The 18,622-nt window shown below is 70.9% G+C and carries 16 protein-coding genes; 15 read left to right on the forward strand and 1 reads right to left on the reverse strand.

Going from position 1 to position 18,622, the window contains the following annotated elements:
• Window positions 1–113 precede the first annotated feature (113 nt).
• The 15 genes from ABH931_RS14415 to ABH931_RS14485 all read left to right on the forward strand — a co-directional run bounded on the left by ABH931_RS14415 (window position 114) and on the right by ABH931_RS14485 (window position 16,595).
• The gene (locus ABH931_RS14415) at window positions 114–1,202 is read left to right on the forward strand and encodes an ABC transporter ATP-binding protein (protein WP_370113072.1); all 1,089 of its coding nucleotides are present in this window, start codon (window positions 114–116) and stop codon (window positions 1,200–1,202) included.
• Window positions 1,199–2,263 carry an ABC transporter ATP-binding protein gene (locus ABH931_RS14420; protein WP_370113074.1) on the forward strand — a complete coding sequence of 355 codons (1,065 nt, stop codon included), beginning with the start codon at window positions 1,199–1,201 and terminating at the stop codon, window positions 2,261–2,263. The genes ABH931_RS14415 and ABH931_RS14420 overlap by 4 nt, the downstream gene beginning before the upstream one ends.
• Window positions 2,260–3,261, forward strand: coding sequence for an ABC transporter permease (locus tag ABH931_RS14425; RefSeq protein ID WP_370113076.1), 1,002 nt, complete (start codon window positions 2,260–2,262; stop codon window positions 3,259–3,261). Before ABH931_RS14420 ends, ABH931_RS14425 begins: the two co-directional genes overlap by 4 nt.
• 15 nt (window positions 3,262–3,276) lie before the next feature.
• On the forward strand, window positions 3,277–4,236 hold the full coding sequence (locus tag ABH931_RS14430; protein ID WP_370113078.1) for an ABC transporter permease: 960 nt from the start codon (window positions 3,277–3,279) through the stop codon (window positions 4,234–4,236).
• 166 nt (window positions 4,237–4,402) lie between these two features.
• Window positions 4,403–5,317 carry a pyridoxal 5'-phosphate synthase lyase subunit PdxS gene (pdxS, locus tag ABH931_RS14435; RefSeq protein WP_370113080.1) on the forward strand — a complete coding sequence of 305 codons (915 nt, stop codon included), beginning with the start codon at window positions 4,403–4,405 and terminating at the stop codon, window positions 5,315–5,317.
• 98 nt (window positions 5,318–5,415) lie between these two features.
• Window positions 5,416–6,042 carry a pyridoxal 5'-phosphate synthase glutaminase subunit PdxT gene (gene pdxT / locus ABH931_RS14440; RefSeq protein ID WP_370113082.1) on the forward strand — a complete coding sequence of 209 codons (627 nt, stop codon included), beginning with the start codon at window positions 5,416–5,418 and terminating at the stop codon, window positions 6,040–6,042.
• Between the two features lie 57 nt (window positions 6,043–6,099).
• Window positions 6,100–6,861, forward strand: a complete 762-nt coding sequence (locus tag ABH931_RS14445; protein WP_370113083.1) for a YebC/PmpR family DNA-binding transcriptional regulator — start codon at window positions 6,100–6,102, stop codon at window positions 6,859–6,861.
• Window positions 6,862–7,265: 404 nt separating this feature from the next.
• Complete coding sequence (ruvC, locus tag ABH931_RS14450) at window positions 7,266–7,790, forward strand: crossover junction endodeoxyribonuclease RuvC (protein ID WP_370113085.1); 525 nt, start codon at window positions 7,266–7,268, stop codon at window positions 7,788–7,790.
• Window positions 7,787–8,401, forward strand: a complete 615-nt coding sequence (gene ruvA / locus ABH931_RS14455) for a Holliday junction branch migration protein RuvA (protein ID WP_370113087.1) — start codon at window positions 7,787–7,789, stop codon at window positions 8,399–8,401. The genes ruvC and ruvA overlap by 4 nt, the downstream gene beginning before the upstream one ends.
• A gap of 31 nt (window positions 8,402–8,432) precedes the next feature.
• Window positions 8,433–9,503 carry a Holliday junction branch migration DNA helicase RuvB gene (ruvB, locus tag ABH931_RS14460; protein WP_370113089.1) on the forward strand — a complete coding sequence of 357 codons (1,071 nt, stop codon included), beginning with the start codon at window positions 8,433–8,435 and terminating at the stop codon, window positions 9,501–9,503.
• A gap of 249 nt (window positions 9,504–9,752) precedes the next feature.
• On the forward strand, window positions 9,753–10,226 hold the full coding sequence (gene yajC, locus ABH931_RS14465; protein WP_370113091.1) for a preprotein translocase subunit YajC: 474 nt from the start codon (window positions 9,753–9,755) through the stop codon (window positions 10,224–10,226).
• A gap of 146 nt (window positions 10,227–10,372) precedes the next feature.
• A complete protein-coding gene (secD, locus tag ABH931_RS14470) occupies window positions 10,373–12,211 on the forward strand; it encodes a protein translocase subunit SecD (protein WP_370113093.1) in 1,839 nt (612 codons plus the stop codon).
• A gap of 4 nt (window positions 12,212–12,215) precedes the next feature.
• Window positions 12,216–13,334 carry a protein translocase subunit SecF gene (gene secF / locus ABH931_RS14475; protein ID WP_370113095.1) on the forward strand — a complete coding sequence of 373 codons (1,119 nt, stop codon included), beginning with the start codon at window positions 12,216–12,218 and terminating at the stop codon, window positions 13,332–13,334.
• Window positions 13,335–13,364: 30 nt separating this feature from the next.
• Complete coding sequence (locus ABH931_RS14480) at window positions 13,365–13,910, forward strand: adenine phosphoribosyltransferase (RefSeq protein WP_370113097.1); 546 nt, start codon at window positions 13,365–13,367, stop codon at window positions 13,908–13,910.
• Window positions 13,911–14,159: 249 nt separating this feature from the next.
• The gene (locus tag ABH931_RS14485) at window positions 14,160–16,595 is read left to right on the forward strand and encodes a bifunctional (p)ppGpp synthetase/guanosine-3',5'-bis(diphosphate) 3'-pyrophosphohydrolase (protein WP_370113099.1); all 2,436 of its coding nucleotides are present in this window, start codon (window positions 14,160–14,162) and stop codon (window positions 16,593–16,595) included.
• A 686-nt stretch (window positions 16,596–17,281) separates the two neighbouring features.
• On the opposite strand, the gene ABH931_RS14490 is transcribed toward ABH931_RS14485, so the two are convergent.
• Entirely contained in the window at window positions 17,282–18,511 is a 1,230-nt protein-coding gene (locus ABH931_RS14490) for a DUF349 domain-containing protein (RefSeq protein WP_370113101.1), read from the reverse strand.
• Between the last annotated feature and the right edge of the window lie 111 nt (window positions 18,512–18,622).

Below are 18,622 nucleotides of genomic sequence, written 5' to 3' on the forward strand. Positions count from 1 at the left end.
GCGCACCACCCTGCCCGGCGCGGTGACCCCGCGCCGGGCAGGGCCCGCATGTCCCCACGCCCAACGGGCCGGGGGGCAGAAGCCCTCCGCCCGTGATCGAGCTGCGAGGCGCAATGAGCCTTCTCGAGGTCTCCGACCTCCATGTGTCCTTCCGTACCAGCGACGGTGACGTCCAGGCGGTGCGCGGCGTCTCCTTCGAACTCGAGGCCGGACGCACGCTCGGCATCGTCGGCGAGTCCGGATCGGGCAAGAGCGTCTGCACGCAGACACTGCTCGGCCTGACCACCGGCGCCCGGGTCCGGGGAATCGCCCGCTTCGAGGGCGAGGACCTGCTCGCCATGGGCGAGCCCGAGTTCCGCAGGATCCGCGGCGCGAAGATCGCGGCGATCTTCCAGGACCCGCTCTCCAGCCTGCACCCGCTCTACAAGGTGGGCTGGCAGATCGTGGAGATGATCCGCGCCCACGAGGCCGTCAGCAAGGCCGTCGCCCGGCGGCGCGCGATCGACCTGCTCGGGCAGGTCGGCATCCCGCATCCGGCGCAGCGCGTCGACGACTACCCGCACCAGTTCTCCGGCGGCATGCGCCAGCGCGCGCTGATCGCCATGGCCCTGGCGCTGGAGCCGCAGCTGGTCATCGCCGACGAGCCCACCACCGCCCTCGACGCCACCGTCCAGGCCCAGATCCTGGACCTGTTGCTGCGCCTGCAGCAGGAGAACGGGATGGCGCTCATCATGATCACCCACGACCTCGGCGTGATTGCCGGACTGGCCGACGACGTGCTGGTGATGTACGCGGGCCGGGCCGCCGAGCGCGCGGACCGCCGCGGCCTCTACTACCGCGCTCACCACCCCTACACCAACGGCCTGTTGGAGTCGATCCCGTCCTCCAGCGCGGCCGGCACCCGGCTGCGCCCGATCGCGGGCCAGCCGCCCAGCCTGATCCGGCTGCCCTCCGGCTGCGCCTTCCACCCGCGCTGCGAGTTCGCCATGGACCGCTGCCGCACCGAGCAGCCGGACCTGGCGCCCGTCGACGACGGCGGCCGCCACACCTCCGCCTGCTGGCTGCCGGGACATCTGGTCGGCACCACGGAGGAGATGAAACAGGCCCGCCAGGACGCGAGCGCCGCCGGACGCGCGGTGGAGCGGGTGCCGGGCCAGGGCTCGGCAACCAAGGACGCAGCGGTCGAGGAAGGCGCGGCATGAGCACCGACACCACCAGCGCGGAGCCTCTGGTCGAGGTCCAGGACGCGGTCAAGTACTTCCCGATCAAGCAGGGCATCATCGTCAAGCGCGAGGTCGGCCGGGTCCACGCCGTCGAGGGCGTCTCGCTGACGGTGCGCCGCGGCGAGACCCTCGGCCTGGTCGGCGAGACCGGCTGCGGCAAGTCGACCCTGGCCCGCTGCATCACCAAGCTGCACCCGCTGACCTCGGGGAAGCTGATGTTCGAGGGCCAGGACATCACCGGCCTCAGCCGGTCGCAGGTGCGCCCGTACCGGCGCCGGATGCAGATGATCTTCCAGGACCCGTACGGCTCGCTCAACCCGCGGCGCCGGGTCGGCTCGATCATCGGAGACCCCTTCGCCATCCACGGCGAGGGCGAACGCGACGAGCGCAAGCCCAAGGTCCAGGAGCTGATGGAGCTGGTCGGGCTCAACCCCGAGCACTACAACCGGTTCCCGGCCGAGTTCTCCGGCGGCCAGCGGCAGCGCATCGGGGTGGCCCGCGCGCTCGCGCTCAAGCCCAGCCTGATCGTGGCCGACGAGCCGGTCTCCGCGCTCGACGTGTCCATCCAGGCGCAGGTCCTGAACCTGCTGGAGGACCTCCAGCGCGAGTTCAGCCTGACGTACGTCTTCATCAGCCACGACCTGTCCGTGGTGCGGCACGTCAGTGACCGGATCGCGGTGATGTACCTGGGCCAGGTCGTCGAGCTCGCCGACTCCGAGGAACTGCACGACCGGCCGCGTCACCCGTACACCAACGCGCTGCTGTCGGCGGCCTCGATCGCCGACCCCGACCAGGCCGCCGCGCGCCAGCGGATCGTGCTGACCGGGGACGTGCCGTCCCCCATCGCGCCGCCGACCGGCTGCCGCTTCCACCCGCGCTGCCCCAAGGCCCAGGAGATCTGCGTGCAGCAGGTCCCGCCGCTGCTCGCCCGGTCCGGCGATCCCGACTCGCACCTGACGGCCTGCCACTTTCCGGTGGAGCCGGGCGAGGACCTCACCCGCGTCACCGCGACCATCCCTGACGAGGAGCGGGCCGAATGAGCACGGACATGACCGCCGACGGCGCGCCCGAGGCCGCCGACGGCACCCCCGAACCGGGTGCCGTCGCCGTGGCCGAGGCCCCCGCCGCCCCACGCGCCCAGAGCGGTGCGATCCAGGGACGCAGCCCCTGGCAGCTCGCCTGGCTGCACCTGCGCAAGGACAAGGCCGCGATGATCTCGCTGGCCTTCATCGTGGTCCTGGTGGTGGTGTCGATCTCCGCCCCGCTGCTCGCGCACTGGATCGGCTGGGGCCCCACCGACCAGGACCGCACCCAGGGACTGACGGTGGACGGCCTCCCCGTCGGCCCGAGCGGGCGCCATCTGCTCGGCACCGACAACCTCGGCCGCGACATCCTGTCCCGCACCATCTACGGCAGCCAGGTCTCGCTGCTGGTCGGCGTGGTCTCCACGCTCCTGGCCGTGGCGATGGGCGTCCTGGTCGGCCTGGTCTCGGGCTACTTCGGAGGCATCGTCGACTCGTTCCTGTCCCGGGCGATGGACGTGGTCCTCTCCTTCCCGTTCCTGCTCTTCGCGATCGCGCTGGTCTCGATCTACGGGTCCAGCCTGGCCATCTCGGTCTTCGTGATCGCCTTCTTCTCCTGGGCCGCCGTCGGGCGCATCGTGCGGGGGCAGACGCTCTCCATCCGGGAGAAGGAGTACGTCGAGGCGGCCCGCTCGCTCGGCGCGAACGACCTGCGGATCATGTTCGTGGACGTGCTGCCGAACCTGCTGGCGCCCGTCATCGTCTACACGACGCTGCTGATCCCGATCGCGATCGTCTTCGAGGCGACGCTGTCCTTCCTCGGCCTCGGCGTCGTCCCGCCGACGCCCACCTGGGGCAACATGCTGAGCGACTCGCAGGACTTCTACCAGGTCGCCTGGTGGTTCCCCCTCTTCCCCGGCCTGGCGCTGCTGTTGACGACGCTGGCCTTCAACCTGCTCGGCGACGGGGTGCGCGACGCGCTCGACCCGCGTGCCGAGCGCCTGTTCCAGGACTGAGCGGGAGGCTCGTCGATGCTGAGGTTCCTCATCCGACGGCTGCTCTCCGGGGCCCTGGTGCTCTGGCTGATCAGCGTGTTCACCTTCGGGATCTTCTTCGTGGCACCGGACAACGTGCCGCGCATGATCTGCGGCCGGCTCTGCACCCAGACCCAGGTGGCCCTGATCACCAAGCAACTGGGCCTGAACCAGCCGCTCGTGGTGCAGTACTGGCACTTCCTCGACCGGCTGCTCCACGGCAACCTCGGGTACTCGTACTACAACTCCGAGCCGGTCTCGACCCTGATCGGCAACGCGCTGCCGGTCACCGCCTCGCTGGCGGTGGGCGCGGCCGTGCTCTGGCTGGTCGGCGGCGTCACCATCGGCGTGATCTCCGCCGTCCGCCCGCGCAGCCTGCTGGACCGGGCCGGGACGATCTTCGCCCTGATCGGTCTGTCGATGCCGTCGTTCCTGATCGGCATCCTGCTGCTGTACTTCCTCTTCTTCAAGCTCACCACGGCCGGGCTCGCCTGGTTCCCGCCCTCCGGCTACGTCGGCATCACCACCGACCCGCTGGAGTGGGCCCACCACCTGATCCTGCCCTGGTGCGCGCTGGCGTTCATCACCGCCGCCACCTACGTCCGGCTCACCCGCAGCCAGATGCTGGAGGTGCTCGGCGAGGACTACGTCCGCACCGCCCGGTCCAAGGGCATCGCCAAGCGCCGGGTCACCATCCGGCACGCACTGCGGGCGGCACTGACCCCGGTGGTCACCCAGTTCGGCATCGACCTGGCCGGACTGCTCGGCGGCGCGATCGTCACCGAGCGGCTCTTCGGCCTGCCGGGCCTGGGCGAGCTCGCGGTCGGCTCCGTCACCCGGCAGGACCAGCCCGTGGTCATCGCGACCGTCCTGCTGGCGGCGGTCTTCATCGTGATGGCCAACATCGTCGTGGACCTGCTCTACGCGGTGCTGGACCCGCGCGTGCGGTTGAGCTGACCCTGCGGCGCGGCGGCACGCCGGCGCCACTCGTCCTGCCACGCGGAGTGCTCCGTAGTGGCACAACGAGTGGCGCCCGGCTGGACCGGGTGGAGCATCGGATAAGGTCGTTACACGCCTACCATTGGCTTATCGCACCGAATCCGCGTCTTCAGTGAGGTCATTCGTGTCCACCAACACCACTCCCACCTCCGGCCAGCCTGCGGTCGGCACCGCCCGCGTCAAGCGTGGCATGGCCGAGCAGCTCAAGGGCGGTGTGATCATGGACGTGGTCAACGCCGAGCAGGCGAAGATCGCCGAGGATGCGGGTGCCGTGGCCGTCATGGCCCTGGAGCGCGTCCCCGCCGACATCCGCAAGGACGGCGGCGTCGCCCGCATGTCCGACCCGAACATGATCGAAGAGATCATCGGCGCCGTCTCCATCCCGGTCATGGCCAAGTCCCGCATCGGTCACTTCGTCGAGGCCCAGGTGCTCCAGGCCCTCGGCGTCGACTACATCGACGAGTCCGAGGTGCTCACCCCGGCCGACGAGGTGAACCACTCCGACAAGTTCGCCTTCACCACCCCCTTCGTCTGCGGCGCCACCAACCTGGGCGAGGCGCTGCGCCGCATCGCCGAGGGTGCAGCCATGATCCGCTCCAAGGGTGAGGCCGGCACCGGCAACGTCGTCGAGGCCGTCCGCCACCTGCGCCAGATCAAGGGCGAGATCGCCAAGCTGCGCGGCTACGACAACAACGAGCTCTACGCCGCGGCCAAGGAGCTGCGCGCCCCGTACGAGCTGGTCGCCGAGGTCGCCGAGCTGGGCAAGCTCCCGGTCGTGCTGTTCTCCGCCGGTGGCGTGGCCACCCCGGCCGACGCCGCCCTGATGCGCCAGCTGGGCGCCGAGGGTGTCTTCGTCGGCTCCGGCATCTTCAAGTCGGGCGACCCGGCCAAGCGTGCCGCCGCCATCGTGAAGGCCACCACCTTCTACGACGACCCGAAGATCATCGCGGACGCCTCCCGCAACCTGGGCGAGGCCATGGTCGGCATCAACTGCGACACCCTGCCGGAGACCGAGCGCTACGCCAACCGCGGCTGGTAGTCACTCCGGTTCCCGTGCGGTAGCCCCGACCCCAGCTGGGGTCGGGGCTCCTCCCGTTCGTCCGTCCGTCTTGAACGTCTGTCGAAGAGGTCTTCCCCGTGTCGTCCAGCTCCACCCCCGTCATCGGCGTCCTGGCCCTCCAGGGTGACGTCCGTGAGCACCTGATCGCGCTGGCCGAGGCCGACGCGCTGGCCCGCCCGGTCCGCCGCCCCGAGGAGCTGGCCGAGGTCGACGCCATCGTCATCCCCGGCGGCGAGTCCACCACCATGTCCAAGCTCGCGCTGCTCTTCGGAGTGATGGAGCCGCTGCGCGCCCGGGTGGCCGCGGGCATGCCGGTCTACGGCACCTGCGCCGGCATGATCATGCTCGCGGACAAGATCCTCGACGGCCGCGACGACCAGGAGACGGTGGGCGGCATCGACATGGTCGTGCGCCGCAACGCCTTCGGCCGCCAGAACGAGTCCTTCGAGCAGGGCGTCCCGTTCCAGGGCCTGGAGGAGGGCGGCGACGTCCACGGCGTCTTCATCCGCGCCCCCTGGGTCGAGTCCGTCGGCGCCGACGTCCAGGTGCTGGCCTCGCTGCACACCGGCACCGCCGACGAGCACATCGTGGCGGTCCGTCAGGGCAACCTGCTGGCCACCTCGTTCCACCCCGAGCTGACCGGCGACCACCGTGTGCACGCCTACTTCGTGGAGATGGTCCGCGCCGCCGGTCACCACGGGTGACGGTAAGATCTCTCCGTCCGTTCACTTCCACCTGGTGCTGTTTTAAGGAGCAACTCGATGTCCGGCCACTCCAAGTGGGCTACCACCAAGCACAAGAAGGCCGTCATCGACGCGAAGCGCGGCAAGCTCTTCGCGAAGATGATCAAGAACATCGAGGTGGCGGCCCGCACCGGTGGTGGAGACCCCACCGGTAACCCGACCCTCTACGACGCCATCCAGAAGGCGAAGAAGAGCTCGGTCCCGATCGACAACATCAACCGCGCCGTCAAGCGCGGCTCCGGCGCGGAGGCCGGCGGCGCCGACTACTCGACCATCATGTACGAGGGCTACGGCCCGAACGGCGTGGCGGTCCTGATCGAGTGCCTCACCGACAACCGCAACCGCGCGGCCTCCGACGTCCGCGTCGCGATGACCCGCAACGGCGGCTCGATGGCCGACCCGGGCTCGGTGTCGTACATGTTCTCCCGCAAGGGCGTCATCCTGGTCCCGAAGGCCGACAAGGTCGACGAGGACACGATCATGGAGGTCACCCTCGAGGTGGGCGCCGAGGAGGTCAACGACCTCGGTGACAGCTTCGAGATCCAGACCGAGGCGACGGACATGGTCGCGGTCCGCACGGCCCTCCAGGAGGCCGGCATCGACTACGACTCGGCCGAGGCGAACTTCGTCCCCTCCGTCCAGGTCGAGCTGGACGCGGACGGCGCGCGCAAGATCTTCAAGCTGATCGACGCGCTCGAGGACAGCGACGACGTCCAGAACGTCTTCGCCAACTTCGACATCTCCGCCGAGGTCGAGGCCGAGCTCGACGCCGACGCCTGAGTCCTTCGCTCCCGCCTGTGGTTGCACCTCCAGGGGTGCGGGGCTGCGCTCATGTGCGGCTCCGCCGCGTGGGCGCGACCGGGTCACTGATGCTCCCGCCTGTGGTCGCACCTCCAGGGGCGCGGGGCTGTGCTCATGTGCGGCTCCGCCGCGTGGGCGCGACCGGGTCACTGATGCTCCCGCCTGTGGTTGCACCTCCAGGGGCGCGGGGAACTGCGCGACAAGCCACCCATGTGGTGAGTCGCTCAGCGAGCAGGGCCATCCGCACAGGGTGGTTGCTCGCGCAGTTCCCCGCGCCCCTGCTGGTTGCGACTGGCTGCTTGCGCCCACGCGGCGGAGCCGCAAATCGGTAGAGCCCCGCGCCCCTCGGTGGTTCTGTCGGTGCGAGCCGATAACCTGCGGGCATGCGTGTTCTCGGGGTGGATCCAGGCTTGACCCGTTGCGGGGTCGGCGTCGTCGACGGCGCGCCCGGGCGGCCGCTCAGCATGGTCGCGTGCGGCGTCGTGCGGACCCCCGCCGAGGAGGACATCCCGCTGCGGCTGCTGAAGATCGAGCACGGGATCGAGGAGTGGCTCGACACGCACCACCCGGATCTCGTCGCCATCGAGCGCGTCTTCGCCCAGCACAACGTCCGCACCGTGATGGGCACCGCCCAGGCCAGCGCAGTGGCGATGCTGTGCGCGACGCGCCGTGGTATACCCGTCGCGCTGCACACCCCCAGTGAGGTCAAAGCCGCCGTGAGCGGCAGCGGACGCGCCGAGAAGGCCCAGGTGGGCGCGATGGTCACGCGCATCCTGCGGCTCGACGCCCCGCCCAGGCCCGCGGACGCCGCGGACGCGCTCGCGCTCGCCATCTGTCACATCTGGCGCGGGACCGCCAACAACAGGATCGCCGCAGCCCTCAGTCGCGTCAGGGAGCCCCGACCGTGATCGCCTTCGTCAGCGGCCCGGTGGCCGCGCTCACGCCGTCCAGTGCCGTCATCCAGGTCGGCGGCGTGGGCATGCTCGTGCAGTGCGCGCCGGGCACTCTCGCCCGCCTGCGCCTCGGGGAGGAGGCGCGGCTCGCGACCTCCCTCGTGGTCCGCGAGGACTCCCTCACCCTCTACGGCTTCGCCGACGACGACGAGCGGCAGACCTTCGAGCTGCTGCAGACCGCCAGCGGGGTCGGGCCCAAGGTCGCGCAGGCGATGCTCGCCGTGCACACCCCGGAGGCGCTGCGGGTCGCCGTCGCGCGCGGTGACGCGAAGGCGCTGACCGCCGTGCCCGGGATCGGGCCCAAGGGGGCGCAGAAGCTGCTGATCGAGCTCAAGGACCGTCTCGGCGCGCCGACGGGCGCCGTGCCCTCCCAGCACGCGGCCGTCGCAGCCGCGCCCGCGCCGTGGCACGAGCAGTTGCATGCCGCGCTGGTCGGCCTGGGCTTCGCCCCGCGCGAGGCGGACGAGGCCGTCGTCGCGGTGACGCCCGAGGCCGAGGCCATGGCGAAGCCGAACGTCTCCGCGCTGCTGCGCACCGCCCTCCAGAGCCGCAACCGCACCCGCTGACCGCCGTCCCCCACCGAGGAGCCGAGAGAGCATGTACGACGACGCCGCTGCCGACCGCCTGGTCACCGCCGCCGCGGACGGCGAGGACCGGGCCGTCGAGGCGGCGCTGCGCCCGCGCGACCTGGACGAGTTCATCGGGCAGGAACGTGTGCGCGAGCAGCTCTCCCTCGTCCTCCAGGCGGCGCGGCACCGCGGCGCCACGCCCGACCACGTGCTGCTCTCCGGCCCGCCCGGGCTCGGCAAGACCACGCTGTCGATGATCATCGCGGCCGAGATGGCGGCGCCGATCCGGATCACCTCCGGACCGGCGATCCAGCACGCGGGGGACCTGGCCGCGATCCTCTCGTCGCTCACCGAGGGGGAGATCCTCTTTCTCGACGAGATCCACCGCCTCTCCCGGCCCGCCGAGGAGATGCTCTACATGGCGATGGAGGACTTCCGCGTCGACGTGATCGTCGGCAAGGGTCCCGGCGCCACCGCCATCCCGCTGGAGCTGCCGCCGTTCACGCTGGTCGGCGCGACCACCAGGGCCGGCCTGCTGCCGCCGCCGCTGCGCGACCGCTTCGGTTTCACCGGCCACATGGAGTTCTACGCTCCCGAGGAGCTGGAGCGGGTCATCCACCGCTCGGCCCGGCTGCTCGCGGTCGAGATCGACCCGAAGGGCGCCGCCGAGATCGCCCGCCGCTCGCGTGGCACGCCGCGTATCGCCAACCGCCTGCTGCGCCGGGTGCGCGACTACGCCCAGGTGCGGCACGACGGGCTGGTCACCCCGGAGATCGCGGACGCCGCGCTCGCCGTCTACGAGGTCGACCCGCGTGGTCTGGACCGGCTGGACCGGGCCGTGCTGCAGGCCCTGCTGAAGCTCTTCGGCGGCGGCCCGGTGGGCCTGTCCACGCTGGCCGTCGCGGTGGGGGAGGAGGCCGAGACGGTCGAGGAGGTCGCCGAGCCCTTCCTGGTCCGCGAGGGCCTGCTGGCCCGCACCCCGCGCGGCCGCATCGCCACCGCCGCCGCCTGGCAGCACCTGGGGCTCACGCCCCCACCCCAGGCGGGTGGCCTCGCTCTGCCGCAACAGGCGGAACTCTTCGCACCCCCGGAGGCCTGACGCCGCCTGCGCCGCTGGGCGCCTCCGGCCGCCCGCAGGGCCCCCGGACCGGGCCGGGAGGCCCCTTTCCGGGGCCCGAACACGTCAAGTCCGTCACGTCACTCGCCATTCGCCTCACTCGGATGACATGCTGGACGTTGTTGTACTGGGCGTAGTCCCCTAGACTCCGCCCGCTCCCGCCCCTTCGTGGTGGGCCCGATCACCGACCGGCCGCTGTCCCCCCTGCGGCCTCGCAAAGGACTGTCAGCCGTGAATCCGCTCTTTCTCATGGTCATCGTCATGGCCGGCCTCATGTTCGTGACGCTGCGGAGCAACAAGAAGCGTCAGCAGCAGGCGCAGGACATGCGCACCCGTCTGGAGCCGGGCGCCGGCGTGCGCACCATCGGGGGCATGTACGCGCTGGTCAAGGACGTGACGAACGAGGCTGTCGAGCTCGAGGTCGCGCCGGGCGTCTACGCCCTGTACTCCAAGCAGGCCGTCGCGCAGGTGCTGGACCCGGTCGAGTACAACCGCATCGTCCACGGCGACGAGCCGGAGACGGACGAGGCCACCGACGAGTCCGAGGCCGCTGACGCGGCCGTCGAGACCGCGGTCGAGGACGCGGCCCCGGCCGAGGCGAAGGCCGAGGACGAGGCCGCTGTCGAGTCCGCCATCGACCCCGACGCGCTGGCCGAGAAGGTCGAAGCCAAGGTGGGTGGCGACAAGGACGCCTCCGACAAGTAGCCTTTCGCGCTACGGAACCCGGTCGGTCGTGAGCGAGCGGCCGGGCCCAAGGACCGCTGCGTCGTGGCCGAGCCGCCCCCTGTCCGCCGGTACCCCGGTGTGGGCGTCTTGACCTGCCCACGGCATGGACAGAGAGAATCGAGAAGGTGGCATCACCCAAGTCCCGTCCCCGTGACGGATACCCGGGGCGTGCGCTGAGCCTGATCCTGGTGGTCATGGTCGCTCTCGTGGCGATCATGTTCGGGACCGGCAACACCAAGCCCCGCCTCGGCATCGACCTCGCCGGTGGCTCCAGCGTGACGCTGAAGGCCACGTCGCCCGACCCCGCGGCGATCAACCCGGCGAACATGGCGATCGCCTCCGCGATCATGCTCGATCGCGTGAACGGGACCGGTGTGACCGAGTCGACGGTCCAGGTCCAGGGGAATGACGAGATCGTCATCAACATCCCCAAGGGCACCAACTCGACCACCGTCGCGAACGAGCTGGCCCAGACCGCCAAGCTCTACTTCCGACCGGTGCTGGCCGAGGTGCAGCAGGCCAACGCGTCCGCGCTGCCCAAGAGCAGCGCCTCGCCGTCCGCCTCCTCGACCGGCGGCGCCAAGCCGTCCGCCTCCGCGAGCGCGTCCGACAAGCCGAAGGCGTCGGGCACCGGCGCCGCGGCCTCGCCGAGCGCCGGCAAGTCCCAGGGTGACGCGATCACCCAGGACCTGAAGGCCAGCCCGTCCGCCTCGGCGCACGCCTCCGACTCCGCCAAGGCCTCCGCCTCCGGCGCGGCCGCGGCCGGCACGCCGAAGGCGTCCACGACCCCGTCCGCGGCGCCCACCGGCGCCGTCTCCGGCACCGTCGGCGGCACCGTCCCCGCCGCGCTCCAGACGGCGTTCAACAAGGCCGACTGCACCACCGAGACCGGCCGTGCCGCCGTGAAGAACGCGGCGAACAACGCCCAGGAGACCGACCAGGTCGTCGCCTGCTCCCAGGTCGCCAGTGGCGGTATCTGGACCAAGTACGCGCTGGACAAGGTCGCCGTCAACGGCACCGCGATCACCAAGGCCCAGGCCAACCTGAGCACGGTGAACGGGCAGTGGGAGGTCGACCTCTCCTTCAACTCCGCGGGTGCCAACGCCTTCGCCAACATCACCGGCACCCTGGCCAAGAACCAGCCCCCGGCCAACGAGTTCGCCATCCAGCTCGACGGCGAGGTCCAGTCCTCCCCGTCCGTCAGCGCGGCCATCACCGGCGGCCAGGCGATGATCTCCGGCAGCTTCGACCAGTCGAGCGCCAGCCAGCTGGCCAACGTGCTGAGCTACGGCTCGCTGCCGCTGAACTTCCAGACGCAGGAAGTCGTCACCGTCTCGCCCGAGCTCGGCAGCAGCCAGCTCACCGCGGGTCTGATCGCGGGCCTCATCGGTCTGGTCCTGGTCGTGCTCTACTGCCTGGCCTACTACCGCGGCCTCGGCCTGGTGGCCGTCGCCTCGCTGGCGGTCTCCGCGATCCTCACCTGGTCGCTGATGTCGCTGCTCGGTGGCGCGATCGACTTCGCGCTGAACCTGCCGGCCGTCTGTGGCGCCATCGTCGCCATCGGTATCACCGCGGACTCGTTCGTCGTCTACTTCGAGCGCATCCGTGACGAGCTGCGCGAGGGCGCCACGCTGCGCCCGGCCGTCCGCAACGCCTGGCCGCGCGCCCGTCGTACGATCCTGGTGTCGGACTTCGTGTCCTTCCTGGCCGCCGCGGTGCTGTACTTCTTCACCGTCGGCAAGGTGCAGGGCTTCGCGTTCACGCTGGGCCTGACCACCGCGCTCGACGTCGTCGTGGTCTTCCTGTTCACGAAGCCGCTGATGACCCTGCTCGCCCGCCGGACGTTCTTCAACTCCGGTCACCCGTGGTCCGGGCTCTCGCCCGAGCGCCTCGGGGTCCGCAACCCGCTCCGTGACAGCCGCAACTCGCGCCGTCCGGCCCACACCGCCGGCAAGGAGGCCTGACCCGATGTCTCGCTTCGGCAATATCGGCCACCGCCTCTACACCGGCGAGGTCAGCTTCGACTTCGTCGGGCGGCGCAGGCTGTGGACGATCATCTCGGGCGTCATCCTGGTCGCCGCCATCCTCGGCCTCACGGTCCGTGGCCTGAACCTCGGTATCGAGTTCAAGGGCGGTGAGATCTACACGATCACCAAGCCCGGGGTCACCGTCTCCCAGGCGCAGAAGGCCGCGAACGACCTGACGGGCGACAGCTCCTCGCTCGTGCAGACGGCCAACAGCAGCACGGGCCAGCAGATCCTGGTCCAGATCAGCTCGGCCGAGAAGGTCGACCCGACGACCGGCCAGTCCGCGCTGTCGAAGTCGCTGGGCCTCACCCAGGACCAGATCTCGACCCAGTCGCTCAGCGCCAGCTGGGGGCACGACATCAGCCAGAAGGCCCTCTACGGTCTGATCGCCTTCATGGTGCTGGTGACGGCGTACCTTGCCATCGCCTTCGAGTGGCGGCTCGCGGTCGGCGCGCTGGTCGCGCTGCTGCACGACCTGGTGATCACCGTCGGCGTCTACGCCCTGGTCGGCTTCGAGGTCACCTCGGGTACGGTCATCGGCTTCCTGACGATCCTCGGGTACTCGCTCTACGACACCGTCGTCGTCTTCGACGGTCTCAAGGCGGCGACGAACAAGATCACCAAGCAGAACAAGCTGACCTACAGCGACGCCGCCAACGCCTCGCTGAACAGCACCCTGGTCCGGTCGATCAACACCTCGGTCCTGGCCCTGCTGCCGGTCGCCGCGCTGCTGTTCATCGGTGGCGGCCTGCTCGGCGCGGGTGTCCTCAACGACATCTCGCTGGCGCTCTTCATCGGTCTGACCGCCGGTGCCTACTCCTCGATCTGCGTGGCCACCCCGATGGTCGCCTGGCTCCAGGAGAAGCGTCCGGAGTACATGGAGCTGGCTCGCAAGGTGAAGCAGCGCCGCGCGGCCGAGGCCAAGGCGGCGGCCGAGGGTCGCACGCTGGAGGACGAGGCCCCGCAGGAGGTCACCGTCCCGGCGCCGACCGGCGGGCCGCGCAACCAGCCCGTCAACCGCACCCGCAGCGAGCGCCGGTCCTCCGGCGGTCGTCAATGAGCACCGAGCACTGAGGAGCAGCGGAACCGCATGAGCAGCACCGACCTGGCCGGCCTTCTGACCGCCAAGATCCGCGACGTCCCGGACTACCCGAAGCCCGGCGTGGTCTTCAAGGACATCGCACCGCTGCTCGCCGACGCCGAGGGGTTCGCCGCCCTGGTCAACCACCTCGCGGCTCGCGCCAAGGCGTTGGGCGCCTCCAAGATCGTCGGTCTGGAGGCGCGCGGCTTCATCCTCGCCGCGCCGGCCGCGTACGCGGCCGGCGCGGGGTTCGTGCCCGTCCGCAAGGAGGGCAAGCTCCCAGGTGACTGCTACCGCCAGGCGTACGAGCTGGAGTACGGCTCGGCCGTCATCGAGGTCCAGACGGACGCGTTCCTCCCGGGCGAGCGGGTCCTCGTCGTCGACGACGTCCTCGCCACCGGCGGCACGGTCGAGGCGGCCCTGTCGCTCATCGAGCGGGCGGGCGCGGAGCTCGCGGGGGTCGAGGTCCTGATGGAGCTCGGCTTCCTCGGCGGGCGCGACCGCCTGGCGCCTCTGCTGGGGCACGCTCCGCTGGGGACCGTCATCTCGATCTGAGCATTCGCTACCGTCGGTAGTCGCACCTCCCTCAGGGGCGTGGGGCTCTGCTCGATGTACTGCGTGCGCGCGACAAGCCACTGGCGTGCGGATGGTCCTCCACGTGCAGGGCCATCCGCACGCCGGTGGTTTCTCGCGCACGCAGTACATCGAGCAGAGCCCCACGCCCCTTTCGGCCCCTGCGGGGCCGGTGAGAGCGAGGGGGTGTGACGCTCGGTACCATTGAGGTCCCGGTCTCGCTCCCGAGGAGTGCAGTTGCCCGAAGAGGTCGTGCCCACAGCCCCCGGAACGCAGGAGGAGCGCCCGAAGCCGGCCCCCGCCGCGCCGAAGCCCGCATCCCCGGCCGTGCCGGCCACGTTCCAGGCAGGCGGCGCCCCCGCCGTCCCGCCGCGATCGGGCGCGCCCTCGCCCTCCCGTGTCCGCGCGCGTCTCGCGCGCCTGGGCGGGCAGCGCAGCAGCACGCTCAACCCGGTGCTCGAACCGCTCTTCCGGATAGTACGGATCAACTATCCCAAGGCGGACCTGCACCAGCTGGAGCGCGCCTACCAGATCGCGGAGAAGTGGCACCGCGGCCAGAAGCGCAAGAGCGGTGACCCGTACATCACCCATCCGCTCGCGGTCGCGACGATCCTTGCCGAGCTCGGCATGGACGCCCCCACCCTGATGGCGGGCCTGCTGCACGACACCGTCGAGGACACCGACTACGGCCTGGACCAGCTCCGCCGCGACTTCGGCGACACCGTCGCCATGCTCGTCGACGGCGTCACCAAGCTGGACAAGGTCAAGTTCGGCGAGGCCGCGCAGGCCGAGACCGTGCGCAAGATGGTCGTCGCGATGGCCAAGGACCCGCGCGTCCTGGTCATCAAGCTGGCCGACCGCCTGCACAACATGCGCACCATGCGCTACCTCAAGCGGGAGAAGCAGGAGAAGAAGGCCCGCGAGACTCTCGAGATCTACGCCCCGCTGGCGCACCGGCTGGGCATGAACACCATCAAGTGGGAGCTGGAGGACCTCGCCTTCGCGATCCTCTACCCCAAGATGTACGACGAGATCGTCCGCCTGGTCGCCGAGCGCGCGCCCAAGCGCGACGAGTACCTCGGCACGGTGCTGGAGCAGGTCACCGACGATCTCAAGACCGCCCGCATCAAGGCCGAGGTCAAGGGCCGCCCGAAGCACTACTACAGCGTCTACCAGAAGATGATCGTGCGAGGCCGGGACTTCGCCGACATCTACGACCTGGTCGGTGTGCGCGTCCTGGTCGACTCGGTCCGCGACTGCTACGCGGCGCTGGGCACCATCCACGCGCGGTGGAACCCGGTGCCGGGGCGGTTCAAGGACTACATCGCGATGCCCAAGTTCAACATGTACCAGTCGCTGCACACGACGGTCATCGGGCCCGAGGGCAAGCCGGTCGAGCTGCAGATCCGCACCTTCGACATGCACCGCCGCGCCGAGTACGGCATCGCCGCCCACTGGAAGTACAAGCAGCAGGCCGTCGCCGGCGCCTCCAAGATCCGCACCGACACCCCCGCCGGCCAGGGCGAGACCGTCAACGAGATGGCCTGGCTGCGGCAGCTGCTGGACTGGCAGAAGGAGACCGAGGACCCGAGCGAGTTCCTGGAGTCGCTGCGGTTCGACCTCTCCAACAACGAGGTCTTCGTCTTCACCCCCAAGGGCGATGTCATAGCGCTGCCGGCCGGGGCGACCCCGGTAGACTTCTCGTACGCGGTCCACACCGAGGTCGGCCACCGGACCATAGGCGCCCGCGTCAACGGCCGCCTGGTGCCGCTGGAGTCCACGCTCGAGAACGGCGACACGGTCGAGGTCTTCACCTCCAAGGCCGAGAACGCCGGCCCGTCCCGGGACTGGCTCTCCTTCGTCAAGTCGCCGCGGGCCAGGAACAAGATCCGTGCGTGGTTCTCCAAGGAGCGCCGCGAGGAGGCCATCGAGCAGGGCAAGGACGCGATCACGCGGGCCATGCGCAAGCAGGGCCTGCCGTTGCAGCGCATCCTCACCGGCGACTCCCTGGTCACCCTCGCGCACGAGATGCGCTACCCGGACATCTCGTCCCTGTACGCGGCGATCGGCGAGGGCCACGTCGCGGCGCAGACGATCGTCCAGAAGCTCGTCCAGTCCCTGGGCGGGGAAGAGGGCGCGACCGAGGACATCGAGGAGCTGACAACTCCGTCGCCGACCCGCAACCGCCGCCAGCGGCGGGCGACGCAGGATCCGGGCGTGGTGGTCAAGGGCGTCGCGGACGTGTGGGTCAAGCTCTCGCGCTGCTGCACGCCGGTGCCGGGCGACCCGATCGTCGGCTTCATCACCCGAGGCAACGGCATCTCCGTGCACCGCACGGACTGCGTCAACGTCGACTCGCTCGCGCAGCAGCAGGAGCGCATGGTCGAGGTGGAGTGGGCCGCGACGCAGTCGTCGGTCTTCCTCGTCGCGATCCAGGTCGAGGCGCTGGACCGCTCGCGCCTGCTCTCCGACGTGACGCGGGTCCTGTCGGACCAGCACGTCAACATCCTGTCGGCGGCGGTGCAGACCTCCCGCGACCGGGTCGCGATGAGCCGCTTCACCTTCGAGATGGGCGACCCCAAGCACCTCGGGCACGTCCTGAAGGCCGTCCGCGGCGTCGAGGGCGTCTACGACGTCTACCGGGTCACCTCGGCGAAGTCGCGGTGACCGCGGAGCCGGACACGGCTCCGCGCAGCGCCTTCCTCGACGGCGAGTCGCGACCGCCCTCGGCCTCCGGGCCGAGGGCGGTCCGCCGGACTCGGCGGTGGAGCCGGACGGCATCCGGCTGACGAGCGTGTCGCCGCACGGCGGGACGCCCTGGCTGGAGCCCGGGCCGACCGTGCCCGCCGCCGCGGTCCGGCGGCGGTCGCGGAGCGTGGCTGGGGACACGCGGCCACCGGGTCGGGGACATCGCGTCGGCGGAGGTCCTGCCCGGCGACGAGGTGCTGATGAGCCGGGAGCCGAACGGCCGGCCCGAGTGGCTTGCCGGTGCGGTTCCGGTGGAGCACGTGCCGCGTGCCGCCGCGGTGAGGGGTCGGCCTCCGGCCGAGGTCGCCGGGCGGCTGGCGGTCGGCGGCGCTGGGCTACCGCATCCCGGACGCGCCGCCCGCGTCAGTGGTCCACCGGGACGACCGCGTCCCGCCCCGACACGTCCGTGACGCGGCGAAGCGCCTGAAGCGCGACCCGGGCGAGATCACGTCCCGCCTCGAGCTGTTCGGGTACGGGCTGTCGTTGCAAGCGTCAGGGGCGCGGGGAACCGCGCGAGCAACCACCGCGTGCGGATGGCCCTGCTCGCTGAGCGACTCACCACACGCGGTGGCATGTCGCGCAGTTCCTCGCGCCCCTGAGGGTGCTCAGCCGCTGAACTCCTCCAGGCCCTTCTGGGCCTGGGCCAGGAGCTCGCGGCGGCCGTCGAGCTCCGACTGGAGCTTGGCGATCTGGCGGGTGTCGCCCTTGGCCTCAGCCGTGGCGATCTGCTTCTCCAGCTTCTCCACCGCCGCCTGGAGCAGGCCCGTCATGCCCGCGGCACGCGCCCGCGCCTCGGGGTTGCTGCGCTGCCACTCGGCCTCCTCCGCCTCGCGGATGGCCTGCTCGACGTGGCGCAGGCGGGACTCCAGGCGGGGGCGGGCGTCGCGCGGGACGTGGCCGATGGCCTCCCAGCGCTCCGCGAGGTCCCGGTAGGCGGCCTTGGCGGCCTTGAGGTCGGCGATGGGCAGCAGCGTCTCGGCCTCGACCAGCAGGGCCTCCTTGGCGTGCTGGTTCTCCCGCTCGCCGGCGTCGCGCTCGTCGAAGACGGCCGAGCGGGCCTGGAAGAAGACGTCCTGCGCACCGCGGAAGCGGGTCCACAGCTCGTCCTCGGCCTCGCGCTGGGCGCGGCCCGCGGCCTTCCACTCCGCCATGAGCTCGCGGTAGCGGGCGGCCGTGTCGCCCCAGTCGGTCGAGCCGACCAGCGACTCGGCCTCGACGACCAGCTTCTCCTTCTTCAGGCGAGCCTCCTCGCGCTGGTTGTCCAGCTGCGCGAAGTGCGCCTTGCGACGCTTGGAGAACGCGGAACGGGCGTGCGAGAAGCGGTGCCACAGCTCGTCGTCGGACTTGCGGTCCAGGCGCGGCAGACCCTTCCAGGTGTCGACCAGCGCGCGCAGACGGTCGCCCGCCTCGCGCCACTGGGTGGACTCCACCAGCTGCTCGGCCTCGGCGACCAGCGCCTCCTTCGCGCCGCGCGCCTCCTCCTGCGCCTTGGCGCGCTGCGCCTTCTTCTCCTCGCGGCGGGACTCGACCTCGGCCGTCAGCGCCTTCAGGCGCTGGGCCAGCGCGTCCAGGTCGCCGACCGCGTGGCCCTCGTCCACCTGCGCCTGCAGGTGCTCGATGGCCGTCTGGGCGTCCTTCGCGGCGAGGTCCGTGGTGCGCACGCGGCGCTCCAGCAGGCCGATCTCCACGGCGATGCCCTCGTACTTGCGCGTGAAGTAGGCAAGTGCCTCCTCGGGGGAGCCTGCCTGCCACGAACCGACGACGCGCTCGCCGTCGGCCGTTCGCACGTAGACGGTCCCCTCGTCGTCGACACGGCCCCACGGGTCGCTGGTCACAGCGCCTCCTCCATATGGCGTCCGCCGCCTGCTCTGGCGGGGCGGCCGCCTTCCACGTTCGATTGCCCGGCCGGTTTGGTCTGCGCGCCGCCGGGAGGCGCAGATGCGCAC

It is taken from the genome of Streptacidiphilus sp. MAP12-33, from assembly GCF_041261265.1.
In the GTDB taxonomy this organism is placed as follows: Bacteria; Actinomycetota; Actinomycetes; order Streptomycetales; family Streptomycetaceae; genus Streptacidiphilus.

Coding starts and splice junctions, on each gene's coding strand:
- ABH931_RS14415 (WP_370113072.1), top strand. CDS start 114: ATGAGCCTTCTCGAGGTCTCCGACCTCCATGTGTCCTTCCGTACCAGC.
- ruvB (WP_370113089.1), top strand. CDS start 8,433: ATGTACGACGACGCCGCTGCCGACCGCCTGGTCACCGCCGCCGCGGAC.
- ruvC (WP_370113085.1), top strand. CDS start 7,266: ATGCGTGTTCTCGGGGTGGATCCAGGCTTGACCCGTTGCGGGGTCGGC.
- secF (WP_370113095.1), top strand. CDS start 12,216: ATGTCTCGCTTCGGCAATATCGGCCACCGCCTCTACACCGGCGAGGTC.
- ABH931_RS14480 (WP_370113097.1), top strand. CDS start 13,365: ATGAGCAGCACCGACCTGGCCGGCCTTCTGACCGCCAAGATCCGCGAC.
- ABH931_RS14420 (WP_370113074.1), top strand. CDS start 1,199: ATGAGCACCGACACCACCAGCGCGGAGCCTCTGGTCGAGGTCCAGGAC.
- ABH931_RS14430 (WP_370113078.1), top strand. CDS start 3,277: ATGCTGAGGTTCCTCATCCGACGGCTGCTCTCCGGGGCCCTGGTGCTC.
- ABH931_RS14445 (WP_370113083.1), top strand. CDS start 6,100: ATGTCCGGCCACTCCAAGTGGGCTACCACCAAGCACAAGAAGGCCGTC.
- ABH931_RS14425 (WP_370113076.1), top strand. CDS start 2,260: ATGAGCACGGACATGACCGCCGACGGCGCGCCCGAGGCCGCCGACGGC.